The organism is Phytoactinopolyspora halotolerans, from assembly GCF_010550675.1.
Classification (GTDB): domain Bacteria; phylum Actinomycetota; class Actinomycetes; order Jiangellales; family Jiangellaceae; genus Phytoactinopolyspora; species Phytoactinopolyspora halotolerans.
This window is the reverse complement of sequence record NZ_JAAGOA010000011.1, coordinates 171,923-187,853: the sequence shown is the minus strand read 5'-3', so window position 1 is coordinate 187,853 and position 15,931 is coordinate 171,923. Positions and strand designations below refer to the sequence as shown.

Genomic DNA, 15,931 nt, shown 5'->3' with positions numbered 1-15,931 from the left:
GCGCGGCGCACGTGTCACAATCGGAGCCGTGACATCCCCTCGCGCTCTCATCGGCACCCACTTGCCCGCGGCCGGCAAGCTGGCGACCGTGCCCGCGCGAGCGAAGGCGCTCGGCGCGGACAGTGTCCAGGTCTTCCTCGGAAACCCACGCGGATGGGCGGTCACCGAGGGCGATCCCGCGGTGAGCGCATCGTTCCGCGGTGCCGCCGAGGAGCTGGAGATGCCGGTGCTGGTGCACTCGGCTTACTTGATCAACCTCGGCTCCCCCACGACGCAGACGTACGAACGTTCGGTCGCCAGTCTGACCCATGCCATGCGGCGCGGGCGAGACGTAGGCGCCGCCGGCGTCGTCGTACACACCGGCTCCTGTGTGGCCGAGAGCAACCGCGATGCCGCGCTGAAGCAGGTGCGTGAGGCGCTGTTTCCGATCCTCGACGGCGTCGACGACGGTCCGGCGCTGCTGCTCGAGCCCACGGCCGGCCAGGGGCAGTCGCTCTGTGCGACCATCGACGACCTCGCCGAGTACCTGGACGTGCTGGACCGGCACCCGAGGGCGCGGATCTGTTTCGATACCTGCCACATCTTCGCCGCCGGACACGATCTGGCCACCCCGGGTGGCATGGCGGCGGCGCTGGACGAGCTGGTGCGCGTGGCGGGACCGGGCCGGCTCGCCGCCGTACATGCCAACGATTCGATGGACGTGTGCGGTTCCTTCCGGGATCGGCATCAGCGCATCGGCAGCGGCCGCATCGGGGCGGAGCCGTTCGGCGAACTACTCGACCATCCCGAGGTGGCCGGGCTTCCGGTCGTGCTGGAGACGCCCGGCGGGCCGGACGCGTACGCGGCGGACATCGCGTTGCTGGACGGGTTGCGACAGCCGGCTCGCGATCTGCCCGTTGCACGTCCGTGACCTCCTGCGATTGCACTTCGAGTTCCCGCTGTCGCGGACTTGACGCCAACAGTGACCGGACTGTAACCAATCGTCTTACTGACCGGACCTGGCACTCGGTTTCGCGCCGATCTGACCTAACGTCGTCTGCGGCGGAAGGAGGCGGCCATGGTGGTCGTGATGGCACCCGGCGCAACCGAAGCGCAGGTCGAGGCCGTCATCGCACGCGTCCGTCAAGCCGGCGGCGAAGCGTTCGTCAGTCGTGGCGTCAGTCGCACGATCATCGGGTTGGTCGGTGACGTGGAACAGTTCCGCGCGCTCAACCTGCGTCGAATGGCCGGAGTAGCCGAGGTGATACGCGTATCGACGCCCTACAAACTGGTGAGCCGCCATCATTTCCCGAGTCGCAGCACGGTGGTCGTCGGTGGATCCGGCGGACGACCAGAGGTGCGGATAGGTCCCGAGTACTTCACCCTCATCGCCGGTCCGTGCGCCGTCGAATCGTTGGATCAGATCCTGGAGACCGCCGAGCTGGCGAAGGCGGCCGGTGCCACGTTGCTGCGCGGCGGCACCTTCCGCCCGTGGTCGTCGGCGGAGACCTTCCGAGGGCTCGGCCGGTCCGGCCTGCACATGCTGGCCGAGGCGGGAGCGGCGACCGGTCTGCCGGTGGTGACCGAGGCCGCCGACGCTCGCGATGTCGAGGCGGTCGCCGAGCAGGCGGACATGCTGCAGGTCGGCGCACGCAACATGCAGAACTTCGCCTTGCTCGACGCGGTGGCGCAGTCCGGTAAACCCGTACTGCTGAAGCGAGGAATCCAAGCCACGATCGAAGAGTGGCTGATGGCGGCCGAGTACATCGCACAGCGCGGGAACCTCAACATCGTGCTGTGCGAACGCGGGATCCGCACCTTCGAACCGACGACGCCGGCCACCTTGGACATCTCGGCCGTGCCCACGGTCCAGCGGCTGTCACACCTTCCGGTGGTTGTCGATCCGACGCATGCCAGCGGCCGTCGCGACCTGGTGCTGCCGTTGGCGCGGGCCGTGATCGCCGTGGGCTCGGACGGTGTGCTCATCGACGTGCATCCCGATCCGGAATCCGCATTGTGCGACGGGCCACAGGCGCTGGCCGGGGCCGACGTCCGCGTGCTCGCCTCGGCCATCCGCCGCCTGGCGCCGCTGCTGGACCGTGACACCGCCGACGTGACGTCGGTTCTGGTACCCGAACCACGGTGATCCGAGACCGGCCGGGTTTCTCGATCGGCCCGTACCGGCAGTAGGTTCGACAGGGTGACTGGAAGTGAACCGCGGAGGCCGCGGACCGTGGGCGAGCTTCGCGCCGCCGGATATCCGCCGCGCAGCGTGAAGACCGAGATCCATGACAACCTGATCAGCGCCCTGCGCGAGGGCCGCGATCCGTGGCCCGGGATCGTCGGCTTCTCCACCACGGTGCTCCCGCAGCTCGAACGTGCGCTGCTCGCTTCGCACGACGTCGTGCTGCTGGGCGAGCGTGGCCAGGGCAAGACGCGCCTGCTGCGCACCATCGTCGGGTTGCTGGACGAGTGGACGCCCGTCATCGCCGGGGCCGAACTCCACGAACATCCGCTGCAGCCGATCACGCCGGCGTCCATCCGGCGGGCCGCGGAGCTGGGCGATGAGCTTCCGGTGGGCTGGGTCCATCGGGACGAGCGCTACTCGGAGAAGCTCGCCACGCCCGACACGTCGGTCGGTGACCTGGTGGGAGACGTCGATCCGGTGAAGGTCGCCGAGGGCCGCAGCCTGGCCGACCCCGAGACCATCCATTTCGGCCTCGTTCCTCGGGCGCACCGGGGCATCGTCGCCGTCAACGAGCTTCCGGATCTGGCCGAACGGATCCAGGTGGCGCTGCTCAACGTCATGGAGGAACGCGACATCCAGATCCGCGGGTACACGCTGCGGCTGCCGCTCGACGTGCTGGTCGTGGCCACCGCAAACCCGGAGGACTACACCAACCGGGGCCGGATCATCACACCGCTCAAAGACCGGTTCGGTGCCGAGGTCCGCACACACTATCCGCTGGATGTCTCCGCCGAGGTGGATCTGGTACGCCAGGAGGCACGGCTCGTCGCCGAGGTCGGCGAACCGCTGCTGGAGGTGCTCGCGTCGTTCGTCCGCCGCTTGCGGGAGTCCTCGGCGGTCGACCACCGCTCGGGCGTTTCGGCGCGGTTCGCCGTCGCGGCCGCGGAGACGGTCGCGGCCGCGGCGCTACGTCGTTCCGCGCTCACCGGTGAGAGCCCAGCCGTGGCGCGTCCCATCGACCTGGAGACGGTGCCCGACGTGCTGCGTGGCAAGGTCGAGTTCGAACCCGCCGAGGAGGGGCGGGAGACCGAACAGCTTGTGCACATGCTGCGGCTGGCCGTCGCCGACACCGCGCGGCGCCGGTTCGCCGGGCTGGACCTGGAGCCGCTCGCCCAAGCGGTGGCCGACGGTCACATGGTGACCACCGGTGCCGGGGTTCCGGCCGGTGCGCTGCTCGCCGATCTGCCCGAGTTGCCCGTCCTGCACGACGTGGCGCAACGAGTCGGTGCCGGTCCCGGCGATCCCCCGGGCCGGCTGGCCGCCGCCGTCGAGCTCGCCTTGGAGTCGCTGTACCTGGCGCGGCGACTCGCCAAGGACTCCGACGACGACACCGCGGTGTATGGACGATGACGGTGTACAGACCATGAGCGACCCCGGACGGTACCTGTACCGGCGCTGGCACGGCGGTCCGGACCCCCTCGCGCCGCCGGTGGATCTGCGAGATGCGGTCGATGCCATCGGCCGCGACGTGATGGAGGGCTATTCGCCCCGATCCGCCCTTGACGAGCTGCTCCGCCGTGGCACCCGCGACACCCACGGCTTGGACGAGCTGACCCGGCGGTTGTGGAAGCGTCGTGCGGAGATCCTGCGCCGGCACCGGTTGGACGGGACACTCCAGGAGGCGCGGCGGCTGCTCGACGAGGCGATCGAGGCGGAACGCCGGGCGCTGTTCCCCGACCCGTCCGACGACGCCCGACTGCAGGAGGCCGAACTGGACGCGCTGCCCGCCGGGACCGCGGCGGCCGTGCGGCAGCTCGCCGAGTACCGATGGCGTTCCGAGCAGGCACGAGAGAACTACCGCCAGATCCAGGAACTGCTCGGCCGCGAGCTGATGGGTTCGCGGTTCGAGGGCATGAAGGACGCCCTGCGCAACGTCTCGGATGAGGACGCCGAGCGGGTGCGGACCATGCTCACCGACCTCAACGAGCTGTTCAGTGCCCACGCCCAAGGCGCGGACGACATCGACGAGCGGTTCGACGAGTTCATGCGCCGGCACGGGGAGTTCTTCCCGGAGAACCCGCGCGACGTCGACGAGCTGATCGACACGCTCGCCGCGCGGGCCGCCGCCGCGCAACGGGCGTTGAACTCGATGACGGCCGAGCAGCGTGCGGAGCTGGCCGAACTCTCCCAGCAGGCGTTCGGCGATCCGCGGCTGGCACAGCAGCTCGCCGCCCTGGACGCGCAGTTGCAGGCGCTGCGACCGGACGCGGACTGGACCTCATCAGGCGAGTTCAGCGGAGACGAACCGCTCGGATTCGCGGACGGGGCGCAGGCCATGACGGATCTCGCCGAGTTGGATGAACTGGCCGAGCAGCTGGGACAGGCCTATCCGGGCTCCAGCCTGGAGGACATCGACCTGGAGGCCCTCGCACGGCAGCTCGGGGACGACTCCGTGGTGGACGCCCGCAGGCTCGCGGAGCTGGAACGCGAACTCCGTCGCCAGGGGATCCTGGAACGGGCGCCCGACGGCTCGCTGCGGCTGTCGCCGAAGGCGATGCGCCGCCTCGGCGAGACAGCGCTGGCGGAGGTGGTCCGCGCGCTGCGTGGGCGCACCGGTCAGCGACGGACCGAATCGGCCGGCGCCGCCGGAGAGCCGACCGGCGCCAGTGTGCCCTGGCAGTTCGGCGATTCCCGGCCATGGGACGTGCCCCGCACGGTGCACAATGCCGTGCTGCGGCACGCGTCCTCTGCGAAGTCCGCGGAGTCCGCCTCGTCCGCGGAATCCGGACCGGTACGGCTCGACGTGGACGACGTCGAGGTGGTCGAGACCGAGCATCGATCCCGGGCCGCGGTGGCACTGTGCGTGGACACGTCGTGGTCGATGGTTCAAGAGGGACGCTGGTTACCGATGAAGCGGACCGCGCTCGCCCTGCACCAGCTCATCTCCACCCGGTTTCGCGGCGATGCGCTACAGCTCATCACGTTCGGCCGGCTCGCCGCGTCGGTGGAGATCGACGAGCTGGTCGGGCTGGACGGGGCGTGGGAGCAGGGCACCAACGCCCACCACGCGTTGCTGTTGGCGGGCCGTCATCTGCGCCGCCACCCGGACGCCACGCCCGTCGTCCTCATGGTCACCGACGGCGAACCGACCGCGCACCTGGAGCCGGATGGCGACGCGGAATTCAGCTACCCGCCCTCCGCGCGGACCTTGCAACGGACCGTGTCCGAGGTCGATCGGCTCGCCGGCATCGGGGCGTCGCTGACGGTGTTCCGGCTCGGGGACGATCCCGGCCTGGCGGCCTTCGTCGATCTGCTGGCCCGGCGCTGCGGCGGCCGTGTGGTGGTGCCGGACCTGGACGGGCTGGGGGCCGCCGTCGTCGGCGATTACCTGCATACCCGGTCACGGTCGCGCTGAGGACCGCGCAGCCACGACCGCCACGGCCGCCACTACAGTACCGAGGCCGGCGACGACGACGATGACCGCACTGATCAGCCAGCCCCATCCCCCGTGCGCGAAGACGGCGCTCCCGGCTGTGCCGAGCACGCTGCTGCCCAGGTAGTACGAGGTGGTGTACACACCCGAGACCTGTCCCCGCGCACGTTCCGGGGCGGCTGCGGCGGCCCAGCCGTTGGCCACCGAGTGCGCCGCGAAGAACCCCACCGTCAGCAGCGCGAATCCGGCCACGACGCAGGCCAGCGCGTCGGGAAGCGTGAGCGCCGCGCCGCCGGCCATGGTCAGCAACGCGCCTGCCAACGCCGGCCGCCGGCCGACCCGCCCGACCAGCATGCCGGCCGTCACCGACGATGCCGCACCCAGCGCGTAGCAGAGGAAGAGCAGCGACACCGCGGCGGCGGACAGCGCGAACGGCTGCTCGATCAGCCGGAACCCGATCGTGTTGTACATCGCGACGAACGCCCCCATGCCGACGAACGCCACCGCATACTGGAGCAGCAACACCGGCGTGCGCAGGGCAGTCCCGAGAGCGCGCAGCAGGTGCGACCGTGGGTGTGGGCGGCGCGGACCCGACGCCGGCTCACCACGCTGCGACATCGGCGTGCGGCCCTCCGTCGTCGGCCGCGGAAGTGATGCCAGACTCAGCGCCGTGCATCCCGCCGCGACACCGGCGACGACGCCGAACGCGCCTCTCCAGCCCAGCAGGTCCGCGCTGAACCCGACGGAGAGCCGGCCCAGCATTCCGCCGATCGTGTTTCCGGCGATCATCGCGCCCACGGCGACCGCGACGCCGGACCGTCCGAGCCGCTCCACCAGGTACGCGGCCCCGACACCGGCCACCCCGGCGATGGCCGCGCCCTGCACGGCGCGCAGCACGAGCAGCACGGCATATGTCGGCGCCAGCGGCTGCACCATGCTGGTCACCAGTGAAGCGAGCAGCGAGATGACGATGGTGCGGTGCCGGCCGACCGTCTCGGACAGAAGTGCGATCGGCAGTACGGCGAGCGCCAGCGCACCGGTCGCGACGCTGACGGCGAGCGACGCGGTCGCCGGATCAAGCCGGTACTCCGCCGCGAGCTGCGCGAGTACCGGTTGGGGCGCGTACAGCAGCGCGAACGACGAGGTGCCGGCGGCGGCGACGCCGAGCGTGATGCGCCCGCTCGCGGACCGGGTCTGTGCCGACGTCGCTGAAGCCATAGCTTGGACGCTACGGAGCCTCGACTCATACGTCTAATACATGAAACAGCACTATTCCATACACTGAAGTATGCCTATTCGGCCCGACGCCCTTGACCAGCAGCTGGTCGAGAAGATCGCACCGGGAATCGTGCTGCTCGCCGCTCTGAGAGAGACGCACAACATCACCCGAACCGCGGAGGCACTTCAGGTGCCACAGCCGACCGTCAGCCGCCGGTTGGCCGCGGCGAGCACGGCCCTGGGCGCGGCGCTGATCGAACCTTCAGGCCGCGGCGTGCGGCTCACCCGCGCGGGAACCATCCTCACCGAGGCGGCCGCGGAGGCGCTGGCCGTGATCCAGGCCGGCGCACGGCAGGCACGGGAGGAGGTCGCACCGGAGACCGGTCACGTCGTCCTCGGCTTCCTCCACCTGCTGGGCAGGTCCCTGGTGCCGCGGCTGCTGCGCGACTTCCGGCGCTCGTATCCCGGCGTACGCTTCACCCTGGTGCAGGGCTCACGGCAGCAGATGCTCGACCAGTTGCGAGCCGGCGAGGTCGATCTGGCTCTGCTGGCGCCGTTACCGGCCGAGGATCCCCGGCTGACCGGTTTCCCGGTCACCGAGCAGGAACTGCTGCTCTCGGTGCCGGACACACATCCGCTCGCGGCGCGGCGCCGGGTGCGGTTCGCCGAGCTGGCCGAGGAGGAGTTCGTCACGTTGGAGCCGGGCTATGGCCTTCGGCAGATCATGGATGGGATGTGTGCGGACGCCGGATTCACGCCGCGGATCGCGTTCGAAGGACAGGAGTCCGACACCGTTCGCGGACTGGTCGCCGCCGGTCTGGGCGTCGCACTGCTCCCGCACTTCGACCCGGGCACGCCCGCGGGCGTCGCCGAGGTGCCGCTGACCCCGAAGGTCACCCGCACCATCGGACTCACCTGGCCCCGCGACCAGTGGTCAACCCCCGCCGTCCACGCCTTCCGCAACCATGTCCGCACCCTAAATGATCATGTGAAGTAGGTTTTCTCGTGCCGTAACAGGCCTGCAGACATGGGGGTGCACGAGAAAACCTACTTCACATGATCATTTAGGTCGGGCGTGGAGGATGGTGGCGAGGATCTCGCCGGCTTTGCGGGCGTCGGCGGCCGACACGTCGAGATGGGTGATGAGGCGGACGACGCCGGGCCCGACGACGCCGGTCAGCACCCCCGCAGCGCGCGCCTCCGCCACGAAACGTTCCGCCCGGTCCCCCACGTCGAGCAGCACGATGTTGGTCTCGACGGCGTCAGGATCCACCACCGAAGCGTCCGCCGCTGCGATCAGGTCGGCGATCGTCCGGGCGTTGACATGATCCTCCGCCAGCCGCTCGACGTGGTGGCCAAGCGCGTACAGACCGGCCGCGGCGAGCACACCCGCTTGCCGCCAGCCGCCGCCCAGCCGCTTACGCCAGACACGCGCCTCGGCGATCGCGTCGGCCGGTCCGACCAGCACCGATCCCACCGGCGCACCGAGTCCTTTGGACAGGCAGACGGACACCGAATCGAAGAATGTGGCATAGTCCGCGACGTCGACTCCGGTCGCGGCCTGCGCGTTCCAGATTCGTGCGCCGTCCATGTGCAGCCGGATCCCGGTGCCGTCGACAGCTGTGCGCAGCGCCTGGAGGTCTTCCCACGGTTGTACCGTGCCGCCGGCGAAGTTGTGCGTGTTCTCGACCGTGATCGCCGCCGTGGACACCAGGTACGGCCCGGCGTCCGGGGCCATCATCCAGCGGATCGCCTCCAGGTCGACCCGGCCGCGCACGTCCCACCAGGTGCGTGTGGTCACTCCACGCACAGCGGCATGGGCGCCGAGCTCGGCTCGGGCCACGTGTGCCCGCGCCTCGCACAGCAGTTCCTGCCCCGGCCGCACCCAGGCGCCGACACCGAGGACGTTGGCCAGCGAACCGGTGACGGTGAACAGCCCTGCCTGGTGCCCCAACAGGTCGGCGACCCGCTCCTCCAGTGCGTTGACGGTCGGGTCCTCGCCGTAGACATCGTCACCGGTGTCCGCCGCCGCCATCGCTGCCAGCATCGCCGACGTGGGTCTGGTCACGGTGTCACTGCGAAGATCGATCACGCCGGAGGACATGGCCGCCACTCTATCTCCGACACGACGTCGTCCCACAGCCGTGACCATGCGCCGGGCTCCGCCGCGCGGACGAGTTTTACCGAACCTTGAATCGGCGTTGACCCGCGTGCACAACCCTGCCGAGACACATAGACGTTGGACCGTGCACACCCGGTCGCGTCGAGTCGAGATCGCGATCGGCATCGCGCTCGGCATCGGCTTCGGCGGGGCGGTGTGTGCGTAGCCACGCAAGGAGGCACCATGACCGAAGCGACACTCACTACGACGCAGTGGCGGATCGCGGGGGAATCCGTCGGGAGTTGCAACTGCAACGGGGCGTGTCCGTGTCAGTTCGCGGCACTGCCGACCGAAGGCAACTGTGAGGCGATCACCGTGTGGCAGATCAGCGAGGGCCACTTCGGCAGCACGGATATGGCCGGTGTCAGGTTCGCCGAGGCGTTCTTCTGGCCCGGAGCGGTCCACGAGGGCGGCGGCACCCGTCTGGTCATCCTGGACTCCGCCAGCGCCGACGCACAGCGCGATGCGGTGCTCCAGCTCACCAGCGGCCGGCACGGTCACCCCTTCTTCGAGATCTTCGCGTCGGTCACGCCGAACGTCCCCGAGCCCGTCGTCGCGTCGATCGAGCTCGAGATCGATCGCGACGCTCGGCACGCGAAAGTGGATATTCCGGGCATCATCGCGGCCACCGTGGCGCCCATCCGCAACCCCGTCACCGGTGACGAACACCGCGCCCGCATCGACCTGCCGAACGGTTTCGAGTTCAAACGGGCCGAGGTCGCCAACTCGGTCAACTGGCAGGTGACCGCGGACAGTCCGCTGACCCTGCAGCATGAGAACACCTACTCGCACCTGTATTCGTTCGACTGGAGCAGCGATGGCTCCACCGGCTAGGCATGCCGGTGCACTCGCGGCTCCGCCACGGCGCTGGCGGGTGAGTCGCTCGTCGTTGATCACCGGTGCGGGCCTGGTCGTGGTCGCCGGCTTCGCGTGGATCGCGGTGTTCGCTGAGGCGGCGTCGATGAGCGGGCACGACGACGGCTTGACCACGAGCGACGGGCCCATGATCGGCACGGCCCTGGGGCTCGGAGAAGCAGCGGCATATGTCGGTTCCTGGGGCGTGATGATGACCGCCATGATGCTGCCGAGCGCCATCCCGATGATCACGCTGTACAGCGCCGTCGCGCCGGACATGGCTGAACGACGCGGCGGGCACGCCACACCGGCGTCGGTGTTCGCCGGTACGTACGTCGTCGCCTGGCTGGCCACGGGTGTGGTCGCATACGCGAGCTCGGTCACGGTCTCGGCGGCACTCAACGCCGACGACGGCGCGGCGGCGGCGTGGCTGGCACCCTACGGCGTAGCGGTGGTGCTGGCGGGCGCCGGCGCCTACCAGTTCTCCCCGCTCAAGCACCTCTGCCTGCGGCAGTGCCGGGGACCGCTGCCGTTCCTCGCCACCCGCTGGCGCTCCGGCCTGCGCGGTGCGGCGCGGGTGGCCACCGCGCATGCCGCCTACTGCATCGGGTGCTGCTGGGCGTTGATGGTGGTGCTCGTCGCGGCAGGCGCGATGGGGCTGGCTTGGGTGCTGCTCATCGCGGCTGTGGTCTTCATCGAGAAGGTACTCCCGTTCGGCATGCGCGTCACCGGCATCACCGGCGCGGCGCTGATACTGCTCGGATTGCTCGTGGCGATCGAGCCGCAGCTCGCCGCCGTCTTGACCCGGTGAACTCCGGTAGCACAGGCGCTACCATGCGTTCATGACAACCACCATCGGGCTGCGCGAGCTCCGCCAGAAAGCGAGCGAATACGTGCGTCGCGCCGAGGCAGGCGAGCGTGTCACGGTGACCGTTGCAGGTCGCCCCGCCGCAGAACTGGTGCCGCACAGCGGTCTGTCGTGGACACCGCTGGATCGCGTTCTCAACGCGCTCAGCGGCCCGCCGCTCATACCGCTGGAGCGCGATCAGCCTGAAGACCTCATCGATCCCTGGACCACCGGGAACACCCTGGACACCGGGGACGCGCGGGACACGGGGCGGTAACCCTTTCATGCTGGGTGTGCTCGATACGAGCGTGGTCGTCTCCGCGCCGGACGCCGACGAACGCATGCGGCGAATCGTCAGACTCAATGATGTCCAGCGCGGCTTCACGGTCCTGCGGGTCGAAGAGGATGTCGCCGCCAGCTATGGTCTGCTCGCGGCCGCATCGAAGGCTCTGAACCGTACTCCACGCCGTCGAGCCATGGACTTGCTCATCGCGGCGTCGGCGCACGCGTACGATGCCACGCTGTTCACCAGGAATCCCGATGACTTTCAGACGTACGGTGACCTGGTACACATCCACGCCCTGCCGCCCCGCCCGACGCCTGCGCAGAGCTGAGACGCAGAGGCAGAACAGGCCCGGCCGGCGCGACGCAGTGATGCGGCGAACCCGGTGGCACAGTCACCGGCGGCCGAGCGCCTGAGCCGGTTGTCGGGCCGATCTGGCAGACTGCCGTTCGCAGGGGGTTCTCTTCTGCTCTGCACATGGCAGGGGTGGTGGATCACATGGCGTTTCACGGCTGGCCGGCCGAGGCTCTGGAATTCTACGAGGGTCTGGAGGCGGACAACTCGCGCACGTACTGGACCGCGCACAAGCACATCTACGACCGTGACGTGCGTGGACCGATGGTGGAGCTGCTCACGGAGCTGGAGCCCGAATTCGGCGAGGGCAAGATCTTCCGCCCGAACCGGGATGTCCGCTTCAGCGCGGACAAGTCTCCGTACAAGACGACGATCGCCGCCACGCTGGACCGTGGTGGCTACGTCCAGCTCTCCGCCGACGGATTGGCCGCCGGCTCGGGCATATACATGATGGATGCCGATCAGCTGTCCCGGTACCGGCACGCCGTCGATGACGACGAGACCGGAGACGAGCTGCGCGCGCTGGTCGACGAGCTGATCAAGCAGGACGTGGAGGTCACCGCCCGCGAGTACCTGAAGACCGCGCCTCGCGGCTACGCCAAGGATCATCCACGCGTGGAGCTGCTCCGGCACAAGGGCATCATCGCGTGGCGGCATTGGCCGGCGGAGGCGTGGCTCGGCACTTCGGCCGCCAAGGACACGGTGGTGGAGTTCCTGCGCCTCGCGCGGCCGCTCAACGATTGGCTCGCCGAGTACGTCGCCTGAGCGCCCGCACGCATCCCGCCGCACCACCCGTCACCCGACGGTCCACAACCGCACGTGACAGGGCCGCCTGCTTCCCCGACGACATGGCATACTTGACGACGTGATCCCTACCTTGCGCTGCTGGTGGTGGCTGCCGAAACTGGCGGCCTGACCACGCGCATTCCACTGGCCGCCGTCCGGGCGGCCAGCAGGTATCTCACACCCACGGGTGCACAACCGGTCTGCCCGCCGTCGGCGGCCCCGACACACATCGGAGCAGACCATGACCACGACGCACGCGACCAGCACGACGACCACCCCGCTCGTGGCGGACACGACGGAGGTCGCCGCCCATCCCCAGCGGTACCGCGTTCTCACCGGAGATCGGCCCACCGGTCCGTTGCATCTGGGCCACTACCTCGGCACCCTGCGCAACCGGGTGCACCTGCAGGCCCTGGGTGTGGAGACCTTCATTGTCATCGCCGACTACCAGGTGATCACGGACCGTGACCGCCCGGGCGAGGTCGGCGTGAACGTCCGCGAGCTGGTGCTGGACTACCTGGCCGCCGGACTGGATCCAGACCGGACCACGATCTTCGCGCACAGTACCGTCCCGGCGCTCAACCAGCTGCTGTTGCCGTTCCTCGCGTTGACCAGCGTCTCGGAGATGCAGCGCAACCCGACCGTCAAGGACGAAGCGACGACGGCCGGGATCAGCTCGATCAGCGGGCTGCTGCTGACCTACCCGGTACATCAGGCGGCGGACATCCTGTTCTGCCACGCGAACCTGGTACCTGTCGGGGCTGATCAACTTCCTCACATCGAGCAGGCACGAACCATCGCTCGCCGCTTCAACGAACGGTTCGGCGGCGGCCGACAGCTCTTCACTCCACCGCAAGGGCTGCTCTCCCAGACGCCCGTGCTGCTCGGCGTGGACGGCCGGAAGATGAGCAAGAGCAGGGGCAACGGCATCGCCCTGCGGGACGACCAGGACGTCACGGCCCGCCTCATCCGCCGTGCTGTGACGGACAGCGAGCGGCATATCACCTACGAACCGGACCGTCGCCCCGAAGTGGCGAATCTGCTGCTCATAGCGGCGATGTGCACCGGTTTCTCGGCAGAGCAGGTAGCGGAGCAGGTGGGCTCGGGCGGTGCCGTCGCCCTGAAGGCCGTCGTCACCGAGGCCGTGAACGAACACCTACGGCCGTTGCGCGCCCGTCGCTCCGAGCTGGCCGCCGACGACGGATTGGTGCGAGACGTGCTCCGGACAGGCGCCGACCGCGCGGGCACGATCGCCCGGAGAACCCTCGACGACGTCCAGGATGCCCTGGGGATGCGCTATTGACGCTCGGCCGGTGTCGGCACTGCGGCGCTCCACACCCAGTAGCCCAGCCACCAGCAGTCCGTGCATGCCAGCAGCCCGTCCAGCCCATCAGTCCGGGCAGCTCGGTACACCGTGCGCACCCGTACTGTGCCGGATCAGCGGTATCATGCGGGTGCACGACCGCACGCTCGGATGCCAGCTGCGAGCCTCGGTCGTGCGAGGGGGCATAGATGGACGTCAGACAACCGAGTGCGGCGCACGCTGCCGCCAAGCTCGATGAGCTCACCGCGTCTCAGCTTGAGGCGCGGGCAGACGCCGAGTTCTGGCTCGGACAGCCGCGAGAATCGATCGCCGCCCGGCAGCAGGCGTACCGCCTGCATCGCGACGCCAACGACGCACGTCGGGCCACCATGGCCGCATGGCGGTTGTTCTACGCACATTTCGACCTCGACGAGGCCGCCGTGGCCAGCGGTTGGCTCCAGCGTTGTCACCGGCATGCCCTGGAAGTGCCCGAACAGATCGAGAGCCATTACGTAGCGCTCGCCGATGCCGACTGGGCGCTGTACAAGGGACAGCTGGACGACGCCCTCGCCTCCGCGCGCCGTGCCTGCGAGGCCGGACGGCAGTTCGACGACCGCGACCTCGAGGCGCTCGCACTCGGAGTGCAGGGGCGGATCCTCATCACGCGCCGTGATGTGGCGGCGGGGCTCGACCGGCTGGACGAGGCGATGGTCGCGGCGCTCAGCGGAGAGCTCACGGCTTTCGCCACCGGTTGGGTCTACTGCCTGCTCCTGTCCACCTGCCAAGAGCTCGGCGACGTCCGCCGCGCGTCCGAGTGGACCGACATCGCTGTCCGGTGGAGCGAAGAGCGGGGCCAGGACAGTTGGTACCCAGGGCTGTGCCGCCTTCACCGATGTGAGATCCGGTCGCTGCGCGGCGATTGGTCGATGGCCGAGCGGGAAGCCCTACACGCCGCAGAGGAGCTCGCGCCGTTCGGCGATTACCTGATCGCCGAGGGGCAGTATCTGGCTGGCGAGATCCGGCGTCGCAGGGGAGATCACGCCGGTGCAAGGGCGGCCTTTCTCCGCGCCCACGAGCTCGGACGCGAGCCACAGCCAGGATTGGCGCTACTCCGGCTCGCCGAGGGCGAAGCCGAAGACGCGGCCGCCGCGCTCCGCCTGGCCATCTCCGGAAGGCCCGGCAGCCCGGTCGGCAGAGGACGCCTCCTGGCCGCGCACGTCGAAGTCGAGCTGGTCCTGGGACACATCGAGACGGCCGCCAGGTCCGCCGAAGAGCTGAACGATCTGGCGGCGGCGAGCCGGGCGCTGTATCTGCGCGGTATGGCCGCGACGGCGAACGGTTCCGTTCTCCTCGCCCAGGGCGATGTCAACGGTGCGCTGCCCCCACTGCGCACGGCGTGCGACCTCTATCGGGAACTGTCGTGCCCTTACGAGGGCGCCAGCACGCGGGTGCTCCTGGGCATGGCGGCACGTCGCGCGGGCGACGAGCAGACCGCGCTTCTGGAGCTCGACGCCGCCGGCGCGATCTTCGAACGGCTGGGCGCGACGCCTGACGTCCAACGGGTGGCCGAGCTCCGCAGCCGCCCAGTGTCCAGGCCGGACGGCCTGACGTCGCGTGAGCTGGACGTGCTCCGGCTAGTGGCCCAGGGCCGGTCCAACCGGCAGATCGCGGCGGAGCTGTTCATCAGCGAGCACACGGTAGCCAGGCACATCAGCAACATCTTCCGCAAGATCGACGTCGCCTCCCGCTCCGCCGCCGCCTCGTACGCGTACCAGCACCGACTCGTCTGAGCGTTCGCCCGCCTACCGCCGGCCGCCACCAAGAAGCCGGTTTCTGCTACCCACATGGTCAGCATTGACCACGAAGCCCGCCCGCACATTGATTGTTGTCGGCGACGCCGACTGGACGCCTGCATTCCTAGCGTCGGCGGCATGAACTCCGACGTGCGATCCCTCGCGCCGATCTCAGTACCGGCCCCCACAGCCAGACACCACCGCCGAACGCTCCGGCTGGCCGGAGCGATGGCCCTCAGCGCGAGCGCGTCGCTGCTCGTAGTCGCGTCGTCCCTGGCAACCCAGAGCAGGCTCGGAGCTCCGCTGTACTGGGCCTGGATCCTGACCGGCCTGCAGGTTCTCGCCATGTGGGCGGCGGGGCGACAGAAGTGGTGGGGATGGCTGCTCGGAGCCTGCGTCCAACCCGTCTGGATCGTTTACGCGATCCTGACGGGTCAGCTCGGGTTCGTTCCCGGCTGCCTCGTCTCGGCCGTCGTCCAGCTGCAGAACTTCCTCAGTGAGCGCGACGCGTCCGCCGCAGCCCGGCACGTGCTCAATTCTGATCATGTGGCTGGTCGGCCACGTACGCATTCCTGGCGTTGCCGGTTCACGGTGCGCCGGCCTTGCGCCCGGTCACACAGCGGCAACCAACCGCGCGCACTGCTCGACACCCTGGTGGAAGGAGCGTCATGAAGGTTCGGGACCTAGATGTCGAGGCATGCGCTCGGTTCGACCTGGATTCCTGGATAGTC

At 69.3% G+C, this 15,931-nt stretch carries 15 protein-coding genes; 13 read left to right on the top strand and 2 right to left on the bottom strand.

Annotated elements, in window-relative coordinates:
* The first annotated feature begins 28 nt into the window (after window positions 1-28).
* The 4 genes from G1H10_RS16835 (at window position 29) to G1H10_RS16820 (ending at window position 5,582) form a co-directional block, all read left to right on the top strand.
* Complete coding sequence (locus tag G1H10_RS16835) at window positions 29-910, top strand: deoxyribonuclease IV (RefSeq protein ID WP_216853355.1); 882 nt, start codon at window positions 29-31, stop codon at window positions 908-910.
* Between the two features lie 147 nt (window positions 911-1,057).
* The gene (aroF, locus tag G1H10_RS16830; protein WP_163739841.1) at window positions 1,058-2,125 is read left to right on the top strand and encodes a 3-deoxy-7-phosphoheptulonate synthase; all 1,068 of its coding nucleotides are present in this window, start codon (window positions 1,058-1,060) and stop codon (window positions 2,123-2,125) included.
* A gap of 54 nt (window positions 2,126-2,179) precedes the next feature.
* The gene (locus G1H10_RS16825) at window positions 2,180-3,577 is read left to right on the top strand and encodes a sigma 54-interacting transcriptional regulator (protein ID WP_163739839.1); all 1,398 of its coding nucleotides are present in this window, start codon (window positions 2,180-2,182) and stop codon (window positions 3,575-3,577) included.
* 13 nt (window positions 3,578-3,590) lie between these two features.
* The gene (locus tag G1H10_RS16820; protein WP_163739837.1) at window positions 3,591-5,582 is read left to right on the top strand and encodes a vWA domain-containing protein; all 1,992 of its coding nucleotides are present in this window, start codon (window positions 3,591-3,593) and stop codon (window positions 5,580-5,582) included.
* Here G1H10_RS16820 and G1H10_RS16815 read toward each other — a convergent pair.
* Window positions 5,568-6,818 carry an MFS transporter gene (locus G1H10_RS16815; protein WP_163739835.1) on the bottom strand — a complete coding sequence of 417 codons (1,251 nt, stop codon included), beginning with the start codon at window positions 6,816-6,818 and terminating at the stop codon, window positions 5,568-5,570. The two genes, G1H10_RS16820 and G1H10_RS16815, sit on opposite strands and share 15 nt — an antisense overlap.
* A gap of 70 nt (window positions 6,819-6,888) precedes the next feature.
* Here G1H10_RS16815 and G1H10_RS16810 point away from each other — a divergent pair, with 70 nt between their 5' ends.
* Window positions 6,889-7,815 (top strand): LysR family transcriptional regulator, encoded by a 927-nt coding sequence (locus G1H10_RS16810; RefSeq protein WP_163739833.1) that lies wholly within the window; start codon window positions 6,889-6,891, stop codon window positions 7,813-7,815.
* A 63-nt stretch (window positions 7,816-7,878) separates the two neighbouring features.
* Here the strand turns inward: G1H10_RS16810 and G1H10_RS16805 are convergent, their stop codons facing one another.
* On the bottom strand, window positions 7,879-8,922 hold the full coding sequence (locus G1H10_RS16805; protein WP_174264424.1) for a threonine aldolase family protein: 1,044 nt from the start codon (window positions 8,920-8,922) through the stop codon (window positions 7,879-7,881).
* A gap of 240 nt (window positions 8,923-9,162) precedes the next feature.
* Here G1H10_RS16805 and G1H10_RS16800 point away from each other — a divergent pair, with 240 nt between their 5' ends.
* From G1H10_RS16800 to G1H10_RS16765, 8 genes are all read left to right on the top strand, one after another.
* Entirely contained in the window at window positions 9,163-9,813 is a 651-nt protein-coding gene (locus G1H10_RS16800; protein WP_163739831.1) for a DUF1326 domain-containing protein, read from the top strand.
* Window positions 9,797-10,645, top strand: a complete 849-nt coding sequence (locus G1H10_RS16795) for a DUF2182 domain-containing protein (protein WP_163739829.1) — start codon at window positions 9,797-9,799, stop codon at window positions 10,643-10,645. Before G1H10_RS16800 ends, G1H10_RS16795 begins: the two co-directional genes overlap by 17 nt.
* A 31-nt stretch (window positions 10,646-10,676) precedes the next feature.
* Window positions 10,677-10,958 carry a type II toxin-antitoxin system Phd/YefM family antitoxin gene (locus tag G1H10_RS16790; protein WP_163739827.1) on the top strand — a complete coding sequence of 94 codons (282 nt, stop codon included), beginning with the start codon at window positions 10,677-10,679 and terminating at the stop codon, window positions 10,956-10,958.
* Window positions 10,959-10,965: 7 nt separating this feature from the next.
* A complete protein-coding gene (locus G1H10_RS16785) occupies window positions 10,966-11,295 on the top strand; it encodes a PIN domain-containing protein (RefSeq protein WP_163739825.1) in 330 nt (109 codons plus the stop codon).
* A 146-nt stretch (window positions 11,296-11,441) separates the two neighbouring features.
* The gene (locus tag G1H10_RS16780) at window positions 11,442-12,083 is read left to right on the top strand and encodes a DUF2461 domain-containing protein (RefSeq protein ID WP_216853352.1); all 642 of its coding nucleotides are present in this window, start codon (window positions 11,442-11,444) and stop codon (window positions 12,081-12,083) included.
* Window positions 12,084-12,345: 262 nt separating this feature from the next.
* Window positions 12,346-13,407, top strand: a complete 1,062-nt coding sequence (gene trpS / locus G1H10_RS16775; protein ID WP_163739823.1) for a tryptophan--tRNA ligase — start codon at window positions 12,346-12,348, stop codon at window positions 13,405-13,407.
* A gap of 209 nt (window positions 13,408-13,616) precedes the next feature.
* Window positions 13,617-15,197, top strand: a complete 1,581-nt coding sequence (locus G1H10_RS33085; RefSeq protein WP_246219596.1) for a LuxR family transcriptional regulator — start codon at window positions 13,617-13,619, stop codon at window positions 15,195-15,197.
* 141 nt (window positions 15,198-15,338) lie between these two features.
* Complete coding sequence (locus G1H10_RS16765) at window positions 15,339-15,872, top strand: hypothetical protein (protein ID WP_163739821.1); 534 nt, start codon at window positions 15,339-15,341, stop codon at window positions 15,870-15,872.
* Window positions 15,873-15,931 lie beyond the last annotated feature (59 nt).

What these genes read in the sequence shown, in the direction of transcription:
- G1H10_RS16790 (WP_163739827.1), top strand. Translation starts at nt 10,677, where the DNA reads ATGACAACCACCATCGGGCTGCGCGAGCTCCGCCAGAAAGCGAGCGAA.
- G1H10_RS16805 (WP_174264424.1), bottom strand. Translation starts at nt 8,922, where the DNA reads ATGTCCTCCGGCGTGATCGATCTTCGCAGTGACACCGTGACCAGACCC.
- G1H10_RS16780 (WP_216853352.1), top strand. Translation starts at nt 11,442, where the DNA reads ATGGCAGGGGTGGTGGATCACATGGCGTTTCACGGCTGGCCGGCCGAG.
- G1H10_RS33085 (WP_246219596.1), top strand. Translation starts at nt 13,617, where the DNA reads ATGGACGTCAGACAACCGAGTGCGGCGCACGCTGCCGCCAAGCTCGAT.
- G1H10_RS16795 (WP_163739829.1), top strand. Translation starts at nt 9,797, where the DNA reads ATGGCTCCACCGGCTAGGCATGCCGGTGCACTCGCGGCTCCGCCACGG.
- G1H10_RS16785 (WP_163739825.1), top strand. Translation starts at nt 10,966, where the DNA reads ATGCTGGGTGTGCTCGATACGAGCGTGGTCGTCTCCGCGCCGGACGCC.
- G1H10_RS16810 (WP_163739833.1), top strand. Translation starts at nt 6,889, where the DNA reads ATGCCTATTCGGCCCGACGCCCTTGACCAGCAGCTGGTCGAGAAGATC.
- G1H10_RS16815 (WP_163739835.1), bottom strand. Translation starts at nt 6,818, where the DNA reads ATGGCTTCAGCGACGTCGGCACAGACCCGGTCCGCGAGCGGGCGCATC.
- trpS (WP_163739823.1), top strand. Translation starts at nt 12,346, where the DNA reads ATGACCACGACGCACGCGACCAGCACGACGACCACCCCGCTCGTGGCG.
- G1H10_RS16820 (WP_163739837.1), top strand. Translation starts at nt 3,591, where the DNA reads ATGAGCGACCCCGGACGGTACCTGTACCGGCGCTGGCACGGCGGTCCG.
- aroF (WP_163739841.1), top strand. Translation starts at nt 1,058, where the DNA reads ATGGTGGTCGTGATGGCACCCGGCGCAACCGAAGCGCAGGTCGAGGCC.
- G1H10_RS16765 (WP_163739821.1), top strand. Translation starts at nt 15,339, where the DNA reads ATGAACTCCGACGTGCGATCCCTCGCGCCGATCTCAGTACCGGCCCCC.
- G1H10_RS16800 (WP_163739831.1), top strand. Translation starts at nt 9,163, where the DNA reads ATGACCGAAGCGACACTCACTACGACGCAGTGGCGGATCGCGGGGGAA.